15 protein-coding genes are annotated in these 16,914 nt (G+C 66.9%); 13 read left to right on the plus strand and 2 right to left on the minus strand.

Annotated features, from left to right (window positions below; all coding sequences use genetic code 11):
• Positions 1 to 51: 51 nt before the first annotated feature.
• From ACFZDC_RS13385 to ACFZDC_RS13405, 5 genes are all read left to right on the plus strand, one after another.
• The gene (locus ACFZDC_RS13385; RefSeq protein WP_391323227.1) at positions 52 to 1,200 is read left to right on the plus strand and encodes a Ku protein; all 1,149 of its coding nucleotides are present in this window, start codon (positions 52 to 54) and stop codon (positions 1,198 to 1,200) included.
• Positions 1,201 to 1,376: 176 nt separating this feature from the next.
• Entirely contained in the window at positions 1,377 to 2,462 is a 1,086-nt protein-coding gene (locus ACFZDC_RS13390) for a hypothetical protein (RefSeq protein ID WP_391323229.1), read from the plus strand.
• 172 nt (positions 2,463 to 2,634) lie between these two features.
• Positions 2,635 to 3,573 (plus strand): Ku protein, encoded by a 939-nt coding sequence (locus ACFZDC_RS13395; protein WP_391323230.1) that lies wholly within the window; start codon positions 2,635 to 2,637, stop codon positions 3,571 to 3,573.
• A gap of 193 nt (positions 3,574 to 3,766) precedes the next feature.
• Positions 3,767 to 4,132 carry a hypothetical protein gene (locus tag ACFZDC_RS13400; protein ID WP_391323232.1) on the plus strand — a complete coding sequence of 122 codons (366 nt, stop codon included), beginning with the start codon at positions 3,767 to 3,769 and terminating at the stop codon, positions 4,130 to 4,132.
• 369 nt (positions 4,133 to 4,501) lie between these two features.
• The gene (locus tag ACFZDC_RS13405; RefSeq protein WP_391323234.1) at positions 4,502 to 6,169 is read left to right on the plus strand and encodes an SWIM zinc finger family protein; all 1,668 of its coding nucleotides are present in this window, start codon (positions 4,502 to 4,504) and stop codon (positions 6,167 to 6,169) included.
• A gap of 355 nt (positions 6,170 to 6,524) precedes the next feature.
• Here the strand turns inward: ACFZDC_RS13405 and ACFZDC_RS13410 are convergent, their stop codons facing one another.
• A complete protein-coding gene (locus tag ACFZDC_RS13410) occupies positions 6,525 to 6,800 on the minus strand; it encodes a DUF6191 domain-containing protein (protein ID WP_391323462.1) in 276 nt (91 codons plus the stop codon).
• Here ACFZDC_RS13410 and ACFZDC_RS13415 point away from each other — a divergent pair.
• From ACFZDC_RS13415 to ACFZDC_RS13425, 3 genes are all read left to right on the plus strand, one after another.
• On the plus strand, positions 6,723 to 6,890 hold the full coding sequence (locus ACFZDC_RS13415) for a hypothetical protein (protein WP_391323483.1): 168 nt from the start codon (positions 6,723 to 6,725) through the stop codon (positions 6,888 to 6,890). The two genes, ACFZDC_RS13410 and ACFZDC_RS13415, sit on opposite strands and share 78 nt — an antisense overlap.
• A 785-nt stretch (positions 6,891 to 7,675) precedes the next feature.
• Positions 7,676 to 8,197, plus strand: a complete 522-nt coding sequence (locus ACFZDC_RS13420; protein ID WP_391323236.1) for a DUF3995 domain-containing protein — start codon at positions 7,676 to 7,678, stop codon at positions 8,195 to 8,197.
• Positions 8,198 to 8,265: 68 nt separating this feature from the next.
• The gene (locus ACFZDC_RS13425) at positions 8,266 to 8,937 is read left to right on the plus strand and encodes a hypothetical protein (protein WP_391323238.1); all 672 of its coding nucleotides are present in this window, start codon (positions 8,266 to 8,268) and stop codon (positions 8,935 to 8,937) included.
• 240 nt (positions 8,938 to 9,177) lie between these two features.
• On the opposite strand, the gene ACFZDC_RS13430 is transcribed toward ACFZDC_RS13425, so the two are convergent.
• Complete coding sequence (locus ACFZDC_RS13430) at positions 9,178 to 9,648, minus strand: GNAT family N-acetyltransferase (RefSeq protein WP_391323240.1); 471 nt, start codon at positions 9,646 to 9,648, stop codon at positions 9,178 to 9,180.
• 586 nt (positions 9,649 to 10,234) lie between these two features.
• Between ACFZDC_RS13430 and hsdR the strand changes: the two genes are divergently transcribed.
• The 5 genes from hsdR (at position 10,235) to ACFZDC_RS13455 (ending at position 16,908) form a co-directional block, all read left to right on the plus strand.
• A complete protein-coding gene (gene hsdR, locus ACFZDC_RS13435; protein WP_391323242.1) occupies positions 10,235 to 12,700 on the plus strand; it encodes an EcoAI/FtnUII family type I restriction enzme subunit R in 2,466 nt (821 codons plus the stop codon).
• 85 nt (positions 12,701 to 12,785) lie between these two features.
• Positions 12,786 to 13,385: a hypothetical protein gene (locus ACFZDC_RS13440; protein ID WP_391323243.1), complete on the plus strand. Its 600-nt coding sequence runs from the start codon at positions 12,786 to 12,788 to the stop codon at positions 13,383 to 13,385.
• A complete protein-coding gene (locus ACFZDC_RS13445) occupies positions 13,382 to 14,278 on the plus strand; it encodes a nucleotidyl transferase AbiEii/AbiGii toxin family protein (RefSeq protein ID WP_391323245.1) in 897 nt (298 codons plus the stop codon). The genes ACFZDC_RS13440 and ACFZDC_RS13445 overlap by 4 nt, the downstream gene beginning before the upstream one ends.
• Before the next feature lies 1 nt (position 14,279).
• Complete coding sequence (locus ACFZDC_RS13450; protein ID WP_391323248.1) at positions 14,280 to 15,779, plus strand: N-6 DNA methylase; 1,500 nt, start codon at positions 14,280 to 14,282, stop codon at positions 15,777 to 15,779.
• Between the two features lie 46 nt (positions 15,780 to 15,825).
• Positions 15,826 to 16,908 (plus strand): restriction endonuclease subunit S, encoded by a 1,083-nt coding sequence (locus ACFZDC_RS13455; RefSeq protein ID WP_391323250.1) that lies wholly within the window; start codon positions 15,826 to 15,828, stop codon positions 16,906 to 16,908.
• Positions 16,909 to 16,914 lie beyond the last annotated feature (6 nt).

Consider the following 16,914-nt stretch of genomic DNA (forward strand, 5'->3'; position numbering starts at 1 on the left):
TCCAGACATTTAGCTACGTAACACCAAGAACCGAAAGGAAGGCTGCTGCACGTGCGATCCATCTGGAACGGCGCCATCTCCTTCGGTCTCGTCAGCATCCCGATCAAGCTGGTGAACGCCACCGAGAGCCACTCGATCTCCTTCCGCCAGATCCACGCCGAGGACAACGGCCGCATCCGCTACCGCAAGGTGTGCGAACTGGACGACCGCGAGGTGAGCCAGGCGGAGATCGGCAAGGGGTACGAGGACGCGGACGGGACGGTCATCCCGATCACCGACGAGGACCTCACCCACCTCCCGATCCCGACCGCCCGCACGATCGAGATCGTCGCCTTCGTGCCGGCCGACCGGATCGACCCGCTCCAGATGGGCCCGGCCTACTACCTCGCCGCCAGCGGAGACCCCGCCGCCAAGCCGTACACCCTTCTGCGTGAGGCCCTCAAGCGCAGCAACAAGGTCGCCGTCGCCAAGTACGCGCTGCGCGGCCGGGAGCGCCTGGGCATGCTGCGCGTTGTCGGCGACGCGATCACCATGCACGGCCTGCTCTGGCCGGACGAGGTCCGCGCCCCCGAGGGCGTGGCCCCGGACGCAAGCGTCACCGTCCGGGACAAGGAACTCGACCTCGCGGACGCCCTCATGGACACGCTCGGCGAGGTCGACCTGGAGGACCTGCACGACGAGTACCGCGAGGCGCTGGAGGAGGTCATCGCGGCGAAGGCGGCCGGTGAGGCCCTGCCCGAGGCTCCGGAGCCCGCCGCCGGTGGCAAGGTGCTGGACCTGATGGCCGCCCTGGAGAAGAGTGTGCACGCGGCCCGGGAGTCCCGGGGCGGGGAAACGGCAGCGGCATCTGCTTCGGCCAAGCAGGCCGAGGTCAGCCCCATTGCCCGGCGCCGCTCCACTCCCAAGGAGACCGGCGGCAAGAAGTCGACGTCCACGACGGCGAAGAAGGCCGCCGCCAAGAAGACCGCGGCCCCGACGAAGTCGACGTCCAAGGCCGCCCAGGGCACGAAGAAGACGACGGCGGGGAAGACGACGGCGGGGAAGACGGCCGCAGCGAAGACGACGGCGGCCAAAACGTCCAAGTCGACGTCCAAGGCCACCTCCAAGAGCACATCCAAGACCGCGTCCGAGGCCACGGCGAAGACAGCCGCGAAGAAGACCCCGGCGAAGAAGGCGACGTCCCGCAAGCGCTCGGCGTGAGACCGCTCCCTCCTCTTCGCCTCCTCTCCTCTCCTCTCCTCTCCTCTTCCTCCTCCTCTCCTCCTCGTCGGCTTCTTCCTCGACTTCGGCGCTACGGCGTTCCCCGCGTCGGCCCCGGATCGAGAACGGGCCGGATTCCCTCCCCTGAGGTGGGACGACTCGGGCACGATGAGGGTGTGACATACGTGGTGACCGTGGCCATGGCGCTCCCCAAGGGGGCCCCGGAACTCGACGCGCTCCAGCAGGAGGGCGTCATCTTCTTGCTGCGGAAGGGGTTCGACTCACTCGAAGCGGTCGAGGGACCCGACGGGATGGAGATCGAGCTGATGGAAGACGTCATCGCCGTCCACCCCGGCGGTGCCCTGCTGAAACTCTTCGTGGACGCACCGGCGCTGGAGTTCGCGGAGGACGCCGCTCGTGAGGTGGTGGCGGCCCTCCTGGAGCGAACCGAACCCCTGGCCGACTGGCAGATCACCCGCTGCGGAGTGGAGCTGAACTCCGACCTCCTCCAAGAGAGCCTCGCCGCGGCCGACGGCCCCGACGCCCCGCCGGCCGACCCGGCGGAACGCGCCCGCCGCCACGCGGCAACCGAGCCCTCCCCGGCCCCGGACCGTCTCCACCCCGCCGAAGTCGAGGCCATGCGCGCCAGGCTCCGCGCGCTGGCGCCCACCCTGGCTGCCTTCCCCCTGGAATCCTTCGGCTACTGCGACGACCCGGAGGAGCGGACGGTCGGCCGGGAGGCGGCTCAGATCGCGGCCGGCGCCCTCGTGTTCGCCATCGACCTCCTGGTCGACGAACTCTTCACCGACCTCGCCGGTCTGGAGGAGGACGGCCCCACCGTGGCGGCGAGCGATGCCACCTTCATGCTCCTGGACGACCTGCCCCCGCAGTTCGCCGACGACTACACCGTCCTGTTCGCCCGCCGCCTCACGGTCACGGCAGTGACCCTGACGGGCCGCCTCACCCAGCCCCACCCCACGCGCCCGACCTGCCTGGCCGAGGAAATCCTGCTGAGATTCCTGGTCACCCAGGCCGAGGTGACGGCCGACCTCTACAACCTGCTCACCGACGAGGTGGCCACGGCCCTGGAGACGTTCGCGGACGGCATCGACGAGGACCCCACCCCCGACCCACCGGACCTGGCGCCGCTGGGAGTCGAGGACTGGTTCACCCCCTTCGACGACGAGGGCTTCGTCCACCCGTACGCCGCCCATGACGACGAGGAGTCCCTGCAGGGGCCTACCGCCCGTCAGGTGGAGTGAGGTGGACGGCCGCTTTCCCGGTGACAGCCCACCTGCGCCCCTACCTGGAACGGGCTCTGCGGGGCATGAAGACTGGTACCGCTGACGTGGCTCCAGTTGGGCGTACGTGGCCTGCGTGGCTGCGGAGGCTCTCGTAGCCTGGTGGTGCTCGGGGCCATCGCGGAGGTCTGCCATGCCCCGAACCATCTGGTCAGGCGCCATCTCGTTCGGCCTGGTCACGGTGCCCGTCAACGTGGTCGGGGCCACCGAGGACCACAGCATCCACTTCCACCAGTACCACCTGGTGGACATGGGCCGGGTCCGCTACCGCAAGGTGTGCGAGCTGGAGGACCGCGAGGTCCCCCAGGAGGAGATCGGCAAGGGCTACGAGCTGACCAAGACGCAGGTCATCCCCATCACGGACGAGGACCTGAGCAATCTGCCGCTGCCGACGGCGAAGGCGATCGAGATCGACGCGTTCGTACCGCTGGGGTCGATCGACCCGATCCGGATCGCCGAGGGCTACTACCTGCAGCCGTCGAGCCAGGTCGCGGCCAAGCCGTACAAGCTGCTCGTCCAGGCCCTCGGCCGTTCGAGCAAGGTGGCCGTCGCGAAGTACGCGTGGAGCGGCAGGGAGCGACTCGGTCTGCTGCGCGTGCGCGACGACGTCCTGGTGCTGCACGCGATGCGCTGGCCGGACGAGATCCGCGATCCCGCCGAGCTGCTCCCACCCCCGGTCGAGGTGACCGACGAGGAGATCGAGGGCGCGCTCGCGCTCATGGACACCATGACCGCAGACTCCCTCGAGGGCCCCGAGTTCCAGGACCGGTACACCGAGGCGCTCGCGCAGATCATCGAGGCGAAGCGCGAGGAGAAGCCGCTCCCGGAGGCACCCGAGCCGGAGGAGCCGGCCCAGGTGCTCGACCTCATGGCCGCGCTGAACGCCTCCGTGCAGCAGGCCAAAGCGTCCCGCGGTGAGCAGGCGGGGCCCGCCGAGGTGCACGAGCTTCCGAAGCCGAAGAAGAAGGCGACGGCGAAGAAGCAGCCGGCGAAGAAGACCCCGGCGAAGAAGACCCCGGCGAAGAAGACGACCGCGAAGAAGACGACGGGCCGCAAACCGAGAAGCGCCTGAGGCGCGACCGGGTTCGTGAGCGTGTCAGGCGCCTCCTGACCGTGTCGGGCGTGTCCTTGGGGTTGCGGGCCACCGGAAGCAGGGCTCTGCCGGAGCGTCTCCGGCAGTCCCTCAGGAATCGGCGGCCCCGCCTGCCTGCCCGTGGTCGGGCGAAGCGGACTTCGTCGGCAGTTCGAACCACACGGTCTTCCCGGTGGCCGTGCGGGAACTGTGGCGGCTGTTCAGTACCCCCGACCGGCGCGCTCTGCTTCCCCTCTCCCTCGAGGTGATGGCGGCCAGCCTGCTCCACCCCGACCGGTACGGGGCGCTCATGCACGACGTGGTCGGCGGGTGGACGCACCTGCTGACCTCCGTGTTCTGTGACCTGGGCATGCCTGAGGAACGAGCCCGCACGGAGGCCACGCTCCTGGTGGACGCGGCCTTCGGCCTGCTCATCGCGCCCCTGGCCGACGGCGACTGGGACCGAGCCGGCGCAGCCTTCCACACCCTCCTCGACCGCCTCGAGCCCGGCTGGTGGAGCACCTCCCCACCGCAGGAAGCCGGTCCCGGAATCCCATGAACAGGCGGGAAGATCCTCTGGGTTGATCGTATTGCCAGTCCCACCGCGCCCACCACGCCCACCGCGCCCACCACGCCCACCGCGCCCACCACGCCCGCCGCGCCGGACCGCCGCTCGACGAAGTCGTGGACCTCACCGCCAACCCCGACTTGGTCTTCATCAAGCTGGTTGCCCTTGCCGGGGGCTGAGAGCCGGGGCCTTTCTCGGGGGAGGGGGCGGAGTCATGGGGTGGGAAGCGGAGGGGCGGTGCGATGCGTGGAAAGCGGTCCCTCGTAGGGCTGTAGGCCGCGCTGACCGCTGGCTCCGGTTGACCGGCGGCCGTTAGGGTGAGGGCCGTTGAACGGATCCCGAGTCGGACTACGGAGAGGCGTGGACGGTCTTACCGAGGCGAAGCTGAAGACGCTGGCCGGGGCGCGTTCGTTCGAGCGCGGGCTCGGTTACGTCGACGCAGTGTCAGGGGTCGAGGTCGGTGCCGACTGGATCAGGGCTTCGGTGCGTGGCTCGGAGCGCTATGAGGTGGAGCTGGTACTGGGTGGACGCAGGGGGCTGGCGGGGGAGTGCGACTGCCCGTACGGCCAGGAGGGCAACTTCTGCAAGCATCTGGTGGCCCTCGGCCTGACGGTGATCGCTCAGCAGGACGGTCTGCCGGAGCGGCGGGAAACGGCCCGGGAGCGGGCGCGGGACCTCGACACCTGGCTGTCCGGCCTGTCGGCGGACGAACTGCTCACTCTGGTACGGGATGAGATCGCCGAGGACCGGAACCTGCGGCGCCGTCTGGAGTTGCGGGCCGCGAGCGCTGGAAGAGACGTGGCCGGGGTCCGGTCCCGCATCCGTGAGCTGCTCGACACCGGCCCTTTCGCCCGGTACGGCTACGTCGAGTACTCCGACGCTCGCGCCTACGCGGAGCAGGCCGGGCAGGCGGTGTCCGCGATCCGGTCGCTGACCGGCTCGGGCCGGGCCGCCGACGCGATGGTGCTGGCGCGGGAGGCGATCGGCCTGCTGGCCGGGGTGGTGGAGAGCGTCGACGACTCCGACGGATGGCTCGGGCAGATCGGCGCCGATCTCGCCGACGCCCATCACGACGGCTGTCGCGCGGTGTGCCCCGATCCGGAGGAGCTCGCGCACTGGCTGGTCACTCACGCGCTCGACGACGCGGCCGACCTGACCGACATCGACCCGCTGGACTACGAGGACCTGCTCGGAGAACAGGGGATGAACGCGCTGCGCCGACACACGGTCGAGGCATGGAAGGCCAACCGCACGGGCTGGGCGGAGAAGCATCTGATGCAGCGCCTGGCGAAGTCGGGACGGGACATCGACACGGTGATCGCCGTGCACGCCGCCGACCTTGCGCCGAACGGCCATACCCACCTGGTCATCGCCCGCGAACTGGACACCGCCGGCCGCCCCGGTGAGGCCCTGGAATGGGCCGAGCGTGGCATCCGGGACATCGAGGACCTCGCCGCCGTCGACACCGCCCTCGTCGACCACCTCTCCGATCGCTACGCACAGGCCGGCCGGCTCGCCGACGCCGTCGCCCTGCGCCGCGACCACTTCGCCGCACGCCGCACCCTGCTCACCTACCGTCAGCTCCGCGCCGCCGCCCAGGCCGCCGACCGCTGGCCGGCCGAACGCGAGAACGCCCTCTCCCTGCTGCGTGCCGACGCCGAACGGAAGGGGCACCACGGCGGCCGCGTCCTCGTCGACGCTCTCCTCGACGACAAAGACACCGCAGTGGCCTGGCAGGCGGCCACGGAGTTCGGCGCCCACGACGGCCAGTGGCTCACCCTCGCCGACCAGTCCCGCGCCACCCGCCCCGCCGACGCGCTAGCGGTCTACCGGCGCCTGATCGGGCCCCTCACCCGTCAGGCGGGCAACGGCGTCTACGAGCAGCTCGTCGGTCTGCTGCTGAGCATGCGCGACTGCCACCACCACCTGGGCACGCCGGACGACTTCACCGCGTACGTCACCGCCCTGCGCACCGCCCAGAAGCGCAAGCGGAATCTGATGCGGCTGATGGACGAACACGGGCTGTGAACCACGGCGATCACCGGGCCGTGTCACCGTTCCCCTCGGCTTCTCCTGTCCGCTGCGGAGCGCGCACTGCGGATCTGGCTGGTGGGGGATCGCCCTCCGGTCGTGCGCACTGCGCGCCCAGGGGAATCACGTCTGCAACTCGGTCGCTGTCCGGGTGGAACTGGCAGAGGGGATGTCGACCACCGCGGCCTTCACGCCCCAAGCCTTCAGCACGCGGGGCGCTCGGACCAGGGACACCCGGGCGAACGCGAACAGGTTCCCCGACGCCAGGGCCGGTCGGGGACGGTCCGCCGGCCGGCAGACCGGTCTGGCCGAGTGGAGGGTGCCCGGCCTCAAGCAGGGACACAAGGTCGTCTCAAGAGCTCACCGGGACTGATGCACGGGCCGGTCCCCCAAGGAGCCCATTACGCGCGCAAGGCCGAGGATCAGAGCCAGGTCCAGGAGGAGATACAGGGTCTGCGCGGCGCCACCGGGAGGGATCTTCCTCGACGTCCGACGGGCGGCCGGCGGCCGGACGGGGACCAGAAGCCCCGTCCGGGCTGGGCAGGACGACATGCGCGGTGCCGTTGGCCAGGTCGACGCGCGTCCGCGGCGGGGCGCCGTCGCCCACCTCGTCACGCTGCAGTTCCAGCCGCTGCTGCTGCTTGATCTCGACCAGCTTGTTGCCGTTGAAGATCAGGTTGAACTCGTCGAACGCGGAACCGGTCAAAGGGCGCCGTGAACTGCCGCGCCGGAAAAGGACGCTGCGCTTGAAGAAGCGCCGTAGCACCAACTCCCTTCCGCAGCAGATGAACAGCACCAACGCGAGCCCGGGGACTACAGCCTGGCTCCACATACCTGGCATCGGATAAGCCTTCTGCCTGAAGATTCGAGGCTATCCGCCAACCGAGGGCCGTCCCCGCGGGATTCGCCGTCCCGTTCCGTCCGGTGCCGTCTCGGGCCTTGCACGGCACGTCGACACAGCGGAGTCTCCTGGGGAGATCCCGCCGCAGGCGGCGGGGCAGGAGCTCGACTACGGCCGGGTACACACGTTCCGGCGTGAGACCGAGCACCCGCCGGCCGGTGTGGGCCGGCGCGGCCTGGCCGCACTGCCGGAGATCCTCGGTCGGCAGACCGCGATGCTGAGAGAGCCGTTCGGCCGTGCGGTCGACACCGACCTGCTGTTCTTCACGGCGAAGCGCACCCACCTCGATGAGCCCGACTGCGCATTGAGCCGGCAGCCCTTTATCACGGGGCCGGATCACAGAGATCGAGATCGACGGTGAACATGGTGAACACCGTCAGTTGACGGAACCGAAGGCGTTGTCGCAGATCGCCCCAGCCCTGCGGGCAAGGCTTTCAGGGGCCGATTGCTGAGATACGTCGTGCCGACGGGACGAGAAGCCCCCGCCTGGTTTGCTCTTCAACATAACGCACATCACGGGCAGTTGACTGCTGTACCGCAGATAGGCGCTTGCCTCGGCTGACGCCGCTGGGAAAGAATTGGCAGTGTCACAGGGTGCTGCGATGCGGCTGCAAAACGGGGGTTGCGAGTTGCGGTCCGTTTCGTCGCGCTGCTACGGGTACCTTGCTGCCGGTTGGGCAGTGGCTTTCGCTGGTTTGCATTTCTTCTGGGCCCTCGGCGGAGAAGTCGGGCTGGACGTCTCGTCCGGCGAGCGTCTCGCGTCCGAACGACCGGCCTGGTTCGTAGCCGGAGGCCTCTGGGGAGTGGGCCTTCTGTGCCTGGTCGGCGCCGCGGTGGCACTCGGGCTGCAGCGGCGCGGTGTGCACGGGCACCAGTGGCGTGCGCTGCGGTGGCTCGGCGTCGCGATCTGCGTACTGCTGCTGGTCCGGGGGCTTCTTGTCGAAGTGCTGCTCATCGCCGGGGTGTCCGCCGTCGGCGGGGTCAGTGCCGCGCAGAAGTTCTGGACGCTCGCCTTGTGGAACCCCTGGTTCATTCTCGGCGGCTTGCTGTTCGGACTGGCAGCGCGCGGCTTCGGCAAGGGCATGGCGGACCGGGCGGCAGAGAGAGCCGCAGCCATCCATTGACCAGGCAGCCGTCCATGCGCCGTCTGCAACAGTTGAGAGGACAGACCAAGGCAGCCAACGGCGACGAGGTGGACGCGCTGCCAAGGAGTACCGTCTCGACGGTCCTGCGTGGAAACAAGCTGCCGCGATCGGAGCTCGTCTCCGCGTTCGTGACCGCCTGCCTGGTGTACGGCGGGCAGCCTCCGGAGAAGGTGGCGAAGGAGACCGAGTGCTGGCTCACCCACTGGCGCGTGCTCTACGCGGCAGAGGCGAGGGAAGGTCCGGAGGGGGAGACCTCCCGGGGCGGTCCGGCCACCGAAACGCCGAAGGCGGAAAGCGTGCCCCGCCATCTCCCGCTCGAGGTACGGGTTTCTCTCGGGCCGCGGGCCGCGGGCCGCGGGCCAACGGTCAAGGATGCTGACAAGCTGGCCCAGCGGCACGGAAGCAGCGTCTTCCTCGTTTCGGGCCCGATCGGCGTCGGGAAGTCCGCGTTCGCGATCCGGTGGGCGCACCGCATGGTCGACGACTTTCCGGACGGCCGGCTGCATGTCGATCTGCGGGGCGCGCACGGGCCGCTGGACACTGAGCATGCCCTGGGCGTACTGCTCGGAGGCCTGGGTGTGCACGAGGAAGACTGCCCGGCGGATCCGTGGCGGCGGGCCGAGCGCTATCGCTCGCTGATCACCCATCGCCGAATGCTCGTCGTCCTCGACAACGCCAGTGACACTGACCAAGTGCGCCCGCTGCTGGTCGACTGGTGACCATTTCCAGGTAGAGCCGCTGTTGTTTGCCCTCGTCCCGCCTCGTTGATGTCAGACGGTGATGTCAGCTGGGGCGGTCCATGCGCTGATGAGCAACACTCCTGCCGCCCGCTTACGGGGTTCGGCCCGCGACTCAACGGCTGTACCAGGCAGCTCCGACCTGCGCGGCGCGCGGGGGTCAGCAGCTCTCCCCTGCCGGCCGCCCGGCGAAGCACGCTGTCTGCGGTTTCCCGTGTGGGCTTACTGAGTGGGGAAGATGAGCCGCAGAACGATCTCGCCGTCGTCGATCTCCCCGGTGGGTTCGAATCCGAACTTCTGGTAGAAGGGCCACGGTTCGCCGTCGCCGGGATCGTAGCTGGTCAGCAGCTCGGTGGCACCGTCCGCACGAAGCAGGGCGGCGATCTGCGTGAGAGTCTCTCGGCCGATCCCTCGCCCCTGGTGCCGCTTGTCGACGAGGAGGCGCCAGATGAAGTGCCGTCCTTCGTATGGACCAGTCGGCGGCTTCCACGACAGCATCACGAAGCCGACTGGCTCGTCGCCGATGTACACGGCGCGGTACCAGGGATTGGCCTCCGGTTTCTTCGTCGCCTCCTTGAGCGACTTGGACACGGAGGCGACGAACTGCTTCTGATCACGTCGGACGCGCAGGGCACGAACGGCATCCCGGTTGTCGTCGGTGATCTCCCGCAGGTGCACGCCTGGAGGCCTCATGCCACACCCCTTCCTGTATGCGGCGGCTGCGCCGTCCCGGCCGACGTGAAGAGCCGCCGCCGTGCGGCAGTCAGTTGTGTGCACGCACTATCAAGGACGTCAGGTTGGACGTCCTCGCAGCGTATTCGACGCCGCGGATGTGGCGGGGACTGGCACGCCGGGCTGTGGCCGCTCCGAGGCAGCTGCTGTGACCTCGACGGACGTGCTCAGACCCTCTCCACGAATAGCCCACAGACCCCGACATACGCCCGCTCCGAGTGGCACATGCCCGCACATACGCGAAGACCCCGGCCTCAGCGTTTCCGCTGGTGACGGGGTCTTTGGCACCTCATGCTGGGTGCCCCCGGCAGGATTCGAACCTGCGCACACGGCTCCGGAGGGGGCTTCTGCTTGCTGCTTTCCCCCTGCTCAGCCAGCTGTAGGGCGGCAGTTGCCGGTGACTCGTCCACGAATGGTCCATGGGCGCCCACCGGCACCACCTCGAGCTGTCGGGGGGCGACACCGTCCCCTACACGTCAGTGAGAGGCAGAGGCTGATCTAGCCAATGATGAGGACACCCGCGATCACCGGCACTACTCTCCGTGTGGTGACAGCTTCACAGGGGATGACAGAAGACGAGACGTGCCGGGCCCTGGTCATACCTGCCCTCGCGGATTCCGGGTGGACCAGTGATCAGATTCGCCCGCAGTTCCGTATCAACAACGGGCGGCTCACACCCACGCCGAAACGGCACGTCTACGGCGACCCTCTGGTTGCCGACTATGTGCTGGAGTACGCACCGGACGTCCCTATCGGGGTTGTCGAGGCCAAGCGCTACCGAGTCGATGCCAACGATGGTGTGGAGCAGGCTCGTCGGTACGCCGCAAAGCTCGGGCTGTCCTTCGCCTACGCCACCAACGGCCGACAGATCGTGGAGATCGACTATAGCGGTGCTGCTCCCACGATCCGGGACATCGACCGTTTCCCCACGCCCGAGGAGCTGTGGAGCCGCTATCTGGCCGACCAGCAGGCGGACTCCAGCGTCGGGCGCGAGCTCCTGGCTGCGCCCTACGATCACACGCTGCGAAATTCGGACAACACCGCCAAGCGGCCCCGCTACTACCAGCGCGTCGCGGTAGCCCGCACCCTCGCGGCCATCGCCGCTGGGCAGAAGCGGATACTTCTCGTGCTGGCCACCGGTACGGGGAAGACCATGGTGGCCCTTCAGACGGTTGCCAAGCTCTACAGGTCCCAGTGGATATCGGGTCGCAAGCCCAGGGTTCTGTACCTGTCGGACCGCTCGATGCTTGTCGACGACCCCAAGGACAAGTACTTCCTCCCCGTCTTCGGCCAGGACGACGTCCACAAGATCAGCGGCGAACCTGTGCGAGGGCGGAAGATCTACTTCGCTCTGTACCAGGCCCTGGAGAAGGGCGATGAGGAAGAACTTTTCCGCCGCTACGAACCCGACTACTTCGACCTGATCATCGTGGACGAGTGCCATCGGGGCAGCGCCCGTGACAATTCGCAGTGGCGCCGCGTGCTGGAGCACTTCTCTCCTGCGACCCAGCTCGGGCTGACCGCCACCCCGGTCAGTAAGAAGGAGGCCGACACCTTCGACTACTTCGGCGAGCCCGTCTACACCTACTCGCTGGCTGACGGCATCGAGGACGGCTTTCTGGCCCCGTACCGGGTGCGCCGGGTCCGACTCAACGTGGACATGGAGGGTTACCAGACGGAGCCCGGGCAGCGGGACAAGTACGGCAACGAGATCCCGGAGGGCGTCTACGGCCCGAAGGACTTCGAGCGGGTCATGGTAATCCTGGAGCGCACGGAGGCGGCGGCGCAGTACGTCATCGACTACCTGCGCTCCACCGCGGAGGACGGCAGGCACGGCAAGACCATCGTGTTCTGCGAGGACAACAACCACGCCGCACGCATGCGCACGGCCCTCTTCAACGCGGCCTCGGCGGAGGTGCAGGCGCACCACGACTATGTCGTACGGATCACCGACGCCGACGGCCCCCATGGCCGGGCTCTGCTGGATGACTTCCGCAAGGACGACTCCGACGAACCAGTGATCGCCGTGACGTCGAAGCTACTCAACACCGGTATCGACCTGCCGGCCGTACGCAACATCGTCCTGTTCCGGCGCATTGGCTCGATGCCCGAATTCAAACAGACCATCGGTCGGGGCACCCGTCTGTGTCCGGAGATCGGCAAGGGGTCCTTCGACATCATCGACTTCGTCGAGGCCACCCGGCTCTTCAACGACCCCGGGTTCGACGGTCCTCCGCTCCGTGTCGTACGCGATACCGCCGACGACCAAGGGCATGTGGTCGGGAGCGCACCAGAGACCCCAGATGGCGACGAGATCGACCCGGAGACCGTTGCGGAGCCCGAGACCGCGTACGACCAGTCGGACGGCGGCAGCTTCGACGCGCACCGCGCCGAGGGCAGGGTGGATGACCCTGACGAGGTGGACCGTATCCAATCCCGCGGCAGGCGCTACGTGGTCAACGGAGTCCGTGTCTACAAGTGGGGCGAGCGGCGCTACCAACTCGACACGGATGGCCGGACGATGAGGCTGGTGACCATCCAGCAGTGGGTACACGACCGCGTACTCGAACTCGACCTCGCACCGGACAGGCTGCGCGCCCAGTGGGCCGTCGCCAAGAGCCGGCGCGAGCTCATGACCATTCTGCACACCGCCGACATCGAGGCAGAGGAACTGCCTGCGGAGTTCGGCAGCCCGGATGTCGATCCGGTCGACCTGCTCCTCAACGTCGCCTGGGGACTGCCGCTGGTCAGCCGGGAGGAACGGCTATACCGATTCCTGCACGAGCACCGGGACTTCCTGGAGTCCTTCCAGCCTCGAGCCCGACAGGTGCTGGAGGAGATGCTGCTGAAGTTCGCCGAGCATGGCTCGCCCCAGCTCAAGCCGGAAACCCTCGGGGTGCGCCCCTTCACCGAGATGGGTTCGGTGGTCGAACTGGCGAACCGCTTCGGCGGTGCCAAGCCTCTGCACGAGGCCATTGACGAGCTGAGTAAGCGGCTACTGGAAGCTTCGTAAGTAAAATAAAACTTTAGTTTGATGTCTATGGACGACGCTAAACTAAAGGCGAGTGTTAGATATTCGTCCCTGATAGTGTGGAGGTGTGCTCAGGGACCGTACGGACACCAGGGCTGCCCTTTGGCGTATCGCCGGCGGGCAGCGTGGCTACTTCACGGCATCTCAGGCGCTTGAGGCTGGGTACTCGTATCAAGCGCAGCGGTATCACGCCCAGCGCGGCAACTGGACGGCCGTCGACCGTGGCATCTACCGCTTCCGCGAGTTCGACGCCCTGCCCGGCGGTGAGGACGACCATCTGGTCCGTTGGTCCCTGTGGAGCAAGGGGCGCGCGATCGTTTCCCACACCACTGCCCTGTCTGTCCACGACCTGGGGACGGCCAACCCCTCGCAGCTCCACTTCACAGTGCCTCCCGGCTTTCGGCAGAAAGACGATGCCGTGATCCTTCACCGGGCCGAACTCGCCCAGGATGAGATCGAGGAGCGTGACGGCTACCGCGTGACGACGCCAGTACGGGCGATCATCGAGTGCGCGGCTGTGCAGATGGACCAAGACGTAGTGGACTCCGCCGTCGCCGAGGCTCTGGAGCGTGGGCTGGCCACCCGGCGACGCCTCCTGCATACGGCCCAGCGGCTGGGCGCGCGAGCGGAACTCGGTATCGAGCGGGCGCTTCAGGAGGCGCAGTGACTGATCGCTATGGTGACGCCACTGCGCTCCGGCGGGCCCTTGAGGTCCGGCTCAGACAGGAGGCAGCCGATACCGGTACAGACCTAGCTAGGCGGCGCCGTCTTGTCGTTTTTGATCGAGTCGCGGCCCGGCTCTCCGCTGACCCGGCAGCGGGCTGGGTCCTCAAGGGCGGGGCGGTGATGGAGTTCCGTCTGCGTGGCAAGGCGCGCACAACCAAGGACATGGACCTGGCTGCCCGCTCGGACGGTGAACCAGGACTTGACGGCCCAGCAGTGCGTGAACTCCTCATCGACGGGCTCGCAGTAGACGAGGACAAGGATGGCTTTCTATTCCAGGTGTCTCCTCCCATCGAGCTCAAGGCGGACACGGCGGGCCGAGGCGGCTGGCGTTTCTCCGTCGAGTCCCGACTGGCGGGCAGGATCTTCGCGACCGTACGCGTCGATGTCGTTGCCCGGGGAGAGGAGATCGCCCTGACCGAGAGGCTTCCGCTCCCCAACACCCTGGGCTTCGCCGGAACTCCGCCCCGAGACATCGAGGCTGTGGACCGGCGCCAGCACTTCGCCGAAAAGCTGCACGCCTTCACCCGCGACTACGGCGACCGACCCAACACCAGAGTGAAGGACCTGGTGGACCTGGTACTACTCATCGAGAGCGGCCTGGCCCCAGACACATCCGTGGTTGATGCCGTACGGCACGTATTCGCCGTACGGGCGACACATGAGGTGCCGGCGGCGCTCCCTGAACCGCCGCCGAGCTGGGTCGACATCTACCCCGAACTGGCCGAGGGCCTCACCAACGCTCTCCCTCGACTTGACGCCTCGCTCGACCTGGTGCGCGGATTCTGGCGCGAGGCATCTGACAACAGCGAAGCCGAACCGAAGCAGAAAGACTGAGATGGCGTCCCCCAAGAAGAAGGCGGCTGCGGCCACCACGTCAAGGGCGCGGCTCGCGTCCGTCATCAAGTCGGCGCGCGACACTATGCGCAAGGATGCCGGCCTCAACGGCGACCTCGATCGCCTCCCCCAGCTCTCCTGGCTGCTATTCCTCAAGGCATTCGACCAGCGTGTTGATCAGGTGGGACCGCTGCTCGACCCCGACTATCGTCCGGCGATTGAGAAGCCCTACCGGTGGGAGGACTGGGCGACGAAGCCGGACTTCAGCGGCGACGAACTGAAGACCTTTGTCAACGACGAACTCATCCCGCATCTCGCCGGCCTGAAGGGCGCTGACGGCGACGCCGAGGATCCGCGGAACGTCCTGTCGACCATCTTCAAGGACATCACCAACCGCATGCAGTCCGGAACCCTCCTCCGGGACCTAGTGAACCTGGTGGACCAGATTCACTTTGACTCTTCGGACGACATCCACACGATGGCGTTCCTGTACGAGTCGATCCTCAAGGAGATGCGAGACGCGGCCGGCGACTCCGGCGAGTTCTACACGCCTCGCCCGGTAAACCGCTTCATGGTGCAACAGTCCTTCCTCGAACTCGGGGAATCGATCCTCGACCCGGCCTGCGGTACTGGGGGCTTCCTGGTGCAGGCATACGAGGATTTGGTGCAGCGTGTGGACACCGACACCCAGCGCAGGCAGCTGCACGACGACATCCGAGGCGTCGAGAAGAAGTCTCTTCCGTACCTGCTGGCCAGCATGAACCTGCTGCTGCACGGTATCGGTGCGCCGCGGCTGGTACGAGAGAACGCCCTGTTGCAGATGCGGGACGCGACGGCAGCGGACCGGGTGGACGTGGTGCTGACGAACCCGCCGTTTGGCGGCGAGGAAGAGCGGTCAGTGGTCGAGAAGTTCCCGAAGGGCTATCAAACCCAGGAGACTTCGTGGCTCTTCCTGCACGCCATCCTTGACCGGTTGAAGAAGGGCGGGCGCTGCGCGATCGTCCTGCCGAACGGGAGCCTCTCCGATGGGGGTGTCGGTGCCCGTATCAAGCAGAAGCTGATGAAGGAGTGCGACCTGCACACTATCGTCCGCCTGCCTCAGGGCGTCTTCGCGCCGTACACCCTAATCCCGTCGAACCTGCTGTTCTTTGATAAGGGCAAGCCGACGGAGGAAGTCTGGTTCTACGAGGTCTCGCTGCCGGAAGGACGCCGCGGCTACACCAAGACGAAGCCGATGCGGGTCGAGGAATTCGACCCGTGCGTGGAGTGGTGGGGTGGCAAGAAACGGGAGGGTCGCGAAGAGGGCAGTAACGCGTGGAAGGTGTCGGCCACCGCAATCGAGCGGGCTGGGTTCGACCTCGACATCTCAAACCCGCATGTCGGACAGGACCTTGTCCATCGCTCACCAAGGGAGCTTGTAAACGAGCTCATCAAGACCGAGAGTGGGATTCTAGAGCTACTTGAAGAGCTGCGCGGGACGCTGGAGGGTAGCAATGAATAGCACCCGAGTTCGCCCTCTTTCCGATGCCCTCTATGAGGATGCGCAGATGACCGACGTGCAGCCAGGTGGCATCTATCCGATCACGGGTATTTATAGCTTTGGGCGCGGCCTGATCAAACGTCCCGCGATCCAAGGAAATGAGACCTCTTACCAGCGAATGGCCAGGCTGAGGGCTGGTCAGATCGTTATGAGTAAACTAAACGCCTGGGAGGGTGCGCTGGCTGTCGTTGATGAGCCATTTGGCGATACGTACGTGTCGCCGGAATATCCGGTGTTCAGCATCAATTCAGAGAACGCTCATGTCGGATATGTTGAGCATTTGTTGACGTGGCCAGAACTGTGGAGTCGGCTGACACCTCGCGGATCGATGGTGCGGCGAAAGAGGACAACCCCGTCCACGCTTCTCGCCACTGAGGTTCCACTGCCTGATCTGGCAGAGCAGCGCCGTGTTGCCGACAAGCTCGACGCCGCAATGTCACGAATCACCCAGTTCGCTACCTTGCGAGAGTATTCAAGTCAGCTCGCCGATCAGTACATGGACTCACTGTTTCGGCCCATCGAAGACCAGTTGTCGCTTTCCGTGGCACTGCGCCCAAGCAGCGACTTCGTGGACGTGGAACCCGACGATAATTATCAGACTGCAGGTATTCTCAACCGTGGGCGCGGCCTCTTCCATCGTCCAGTCATCTCGGGCAGTGACACTAAGTACCCTCGGTACAATAGGCTGCACACCGGTCAGTTCGTCTACAGCAAACTCTTTGGCTGGGAGGGCTCGCTCGCCGTCGTTCCTGCAGAGTTCGAAGGCATCCACGTTTCGCACGAGTTCCCTACGTTCGATATCGACCCCTCCGTCGCCGACGTCGAGTACATGACCCACCTTGCTCGGTGGTCCGGGCTGCATGATGCCCTCAAGGACAAGGGAACAGGCATGGGATCCAGACGGCAACGTGTGAATGTTGATCGACTTCTAGCTACCACGGTCCCGCTTCCCAGCCTCCCCGAGCAACGGCGCATCGCACGGCAACTAAGCGTGGTTCGGCGGACAACTGAAGCCGGAGCAGAACAGACTGCACAAGTGGCTGCTCTCCGCCCCGCCCTCCTCAACGCCGCGTTCTCCGGGCAGCTGTAGTCGGCC

Source organism: Streptomyces sp. NPDC007905, from assembly GCF_042959345.1.
Taxonomy (GTDB): Bacteria; Actinomycetota; Actinomycetes; order Streptomycetales; family Streptomycetaceae; genus Streptomyces.

Coding starts and splice junctions, on each gene's coding strand:
- ACFZDC_RS13395 (WP_391323230.1), top strand. CDS start 2,635: ATGCCCCGAACCATCTGGTCAGGCGCCATCTCGTTCGGCCTGGTCACG.
- ACFZDC_RS13415 (WP_391323483.1), top strand. CDS start 6,723: ATGCGCGGTGCCGTTGGCCAGGTCGACGCGCGTCCGCGGCGGGGCGCC.
- ACFZDC_RS13420 (WP_391323236.1), top strand. CDS start 7,676: ATGCGGCTGCAAAACGGGGGTTGCGAGTTGCGGTCCGTTTCGTCGCGC.
- ACFZDC_RS13430 (WP_391323240.1), bottom strand. CDS start 9,648: ATGAGGCCTCCAGGCGTGCACCTGCGGGAGATCACCGACGACAACCGG.
- ACFZDC_RS13450 (WP_391323248.1), top strand. CDS start 14,280: ATGGCGTCCCCCAAGAAGAAGGCGGCTGCGGCCACCACGTCAAGGGCG.
- ACFZDC_RS13455 (WP_391323250.1), top strand. CDS start 15,826: ATGACCGACGTGCAGCCAGGTGGCATCTATCCGATCACGGGTATTTAT.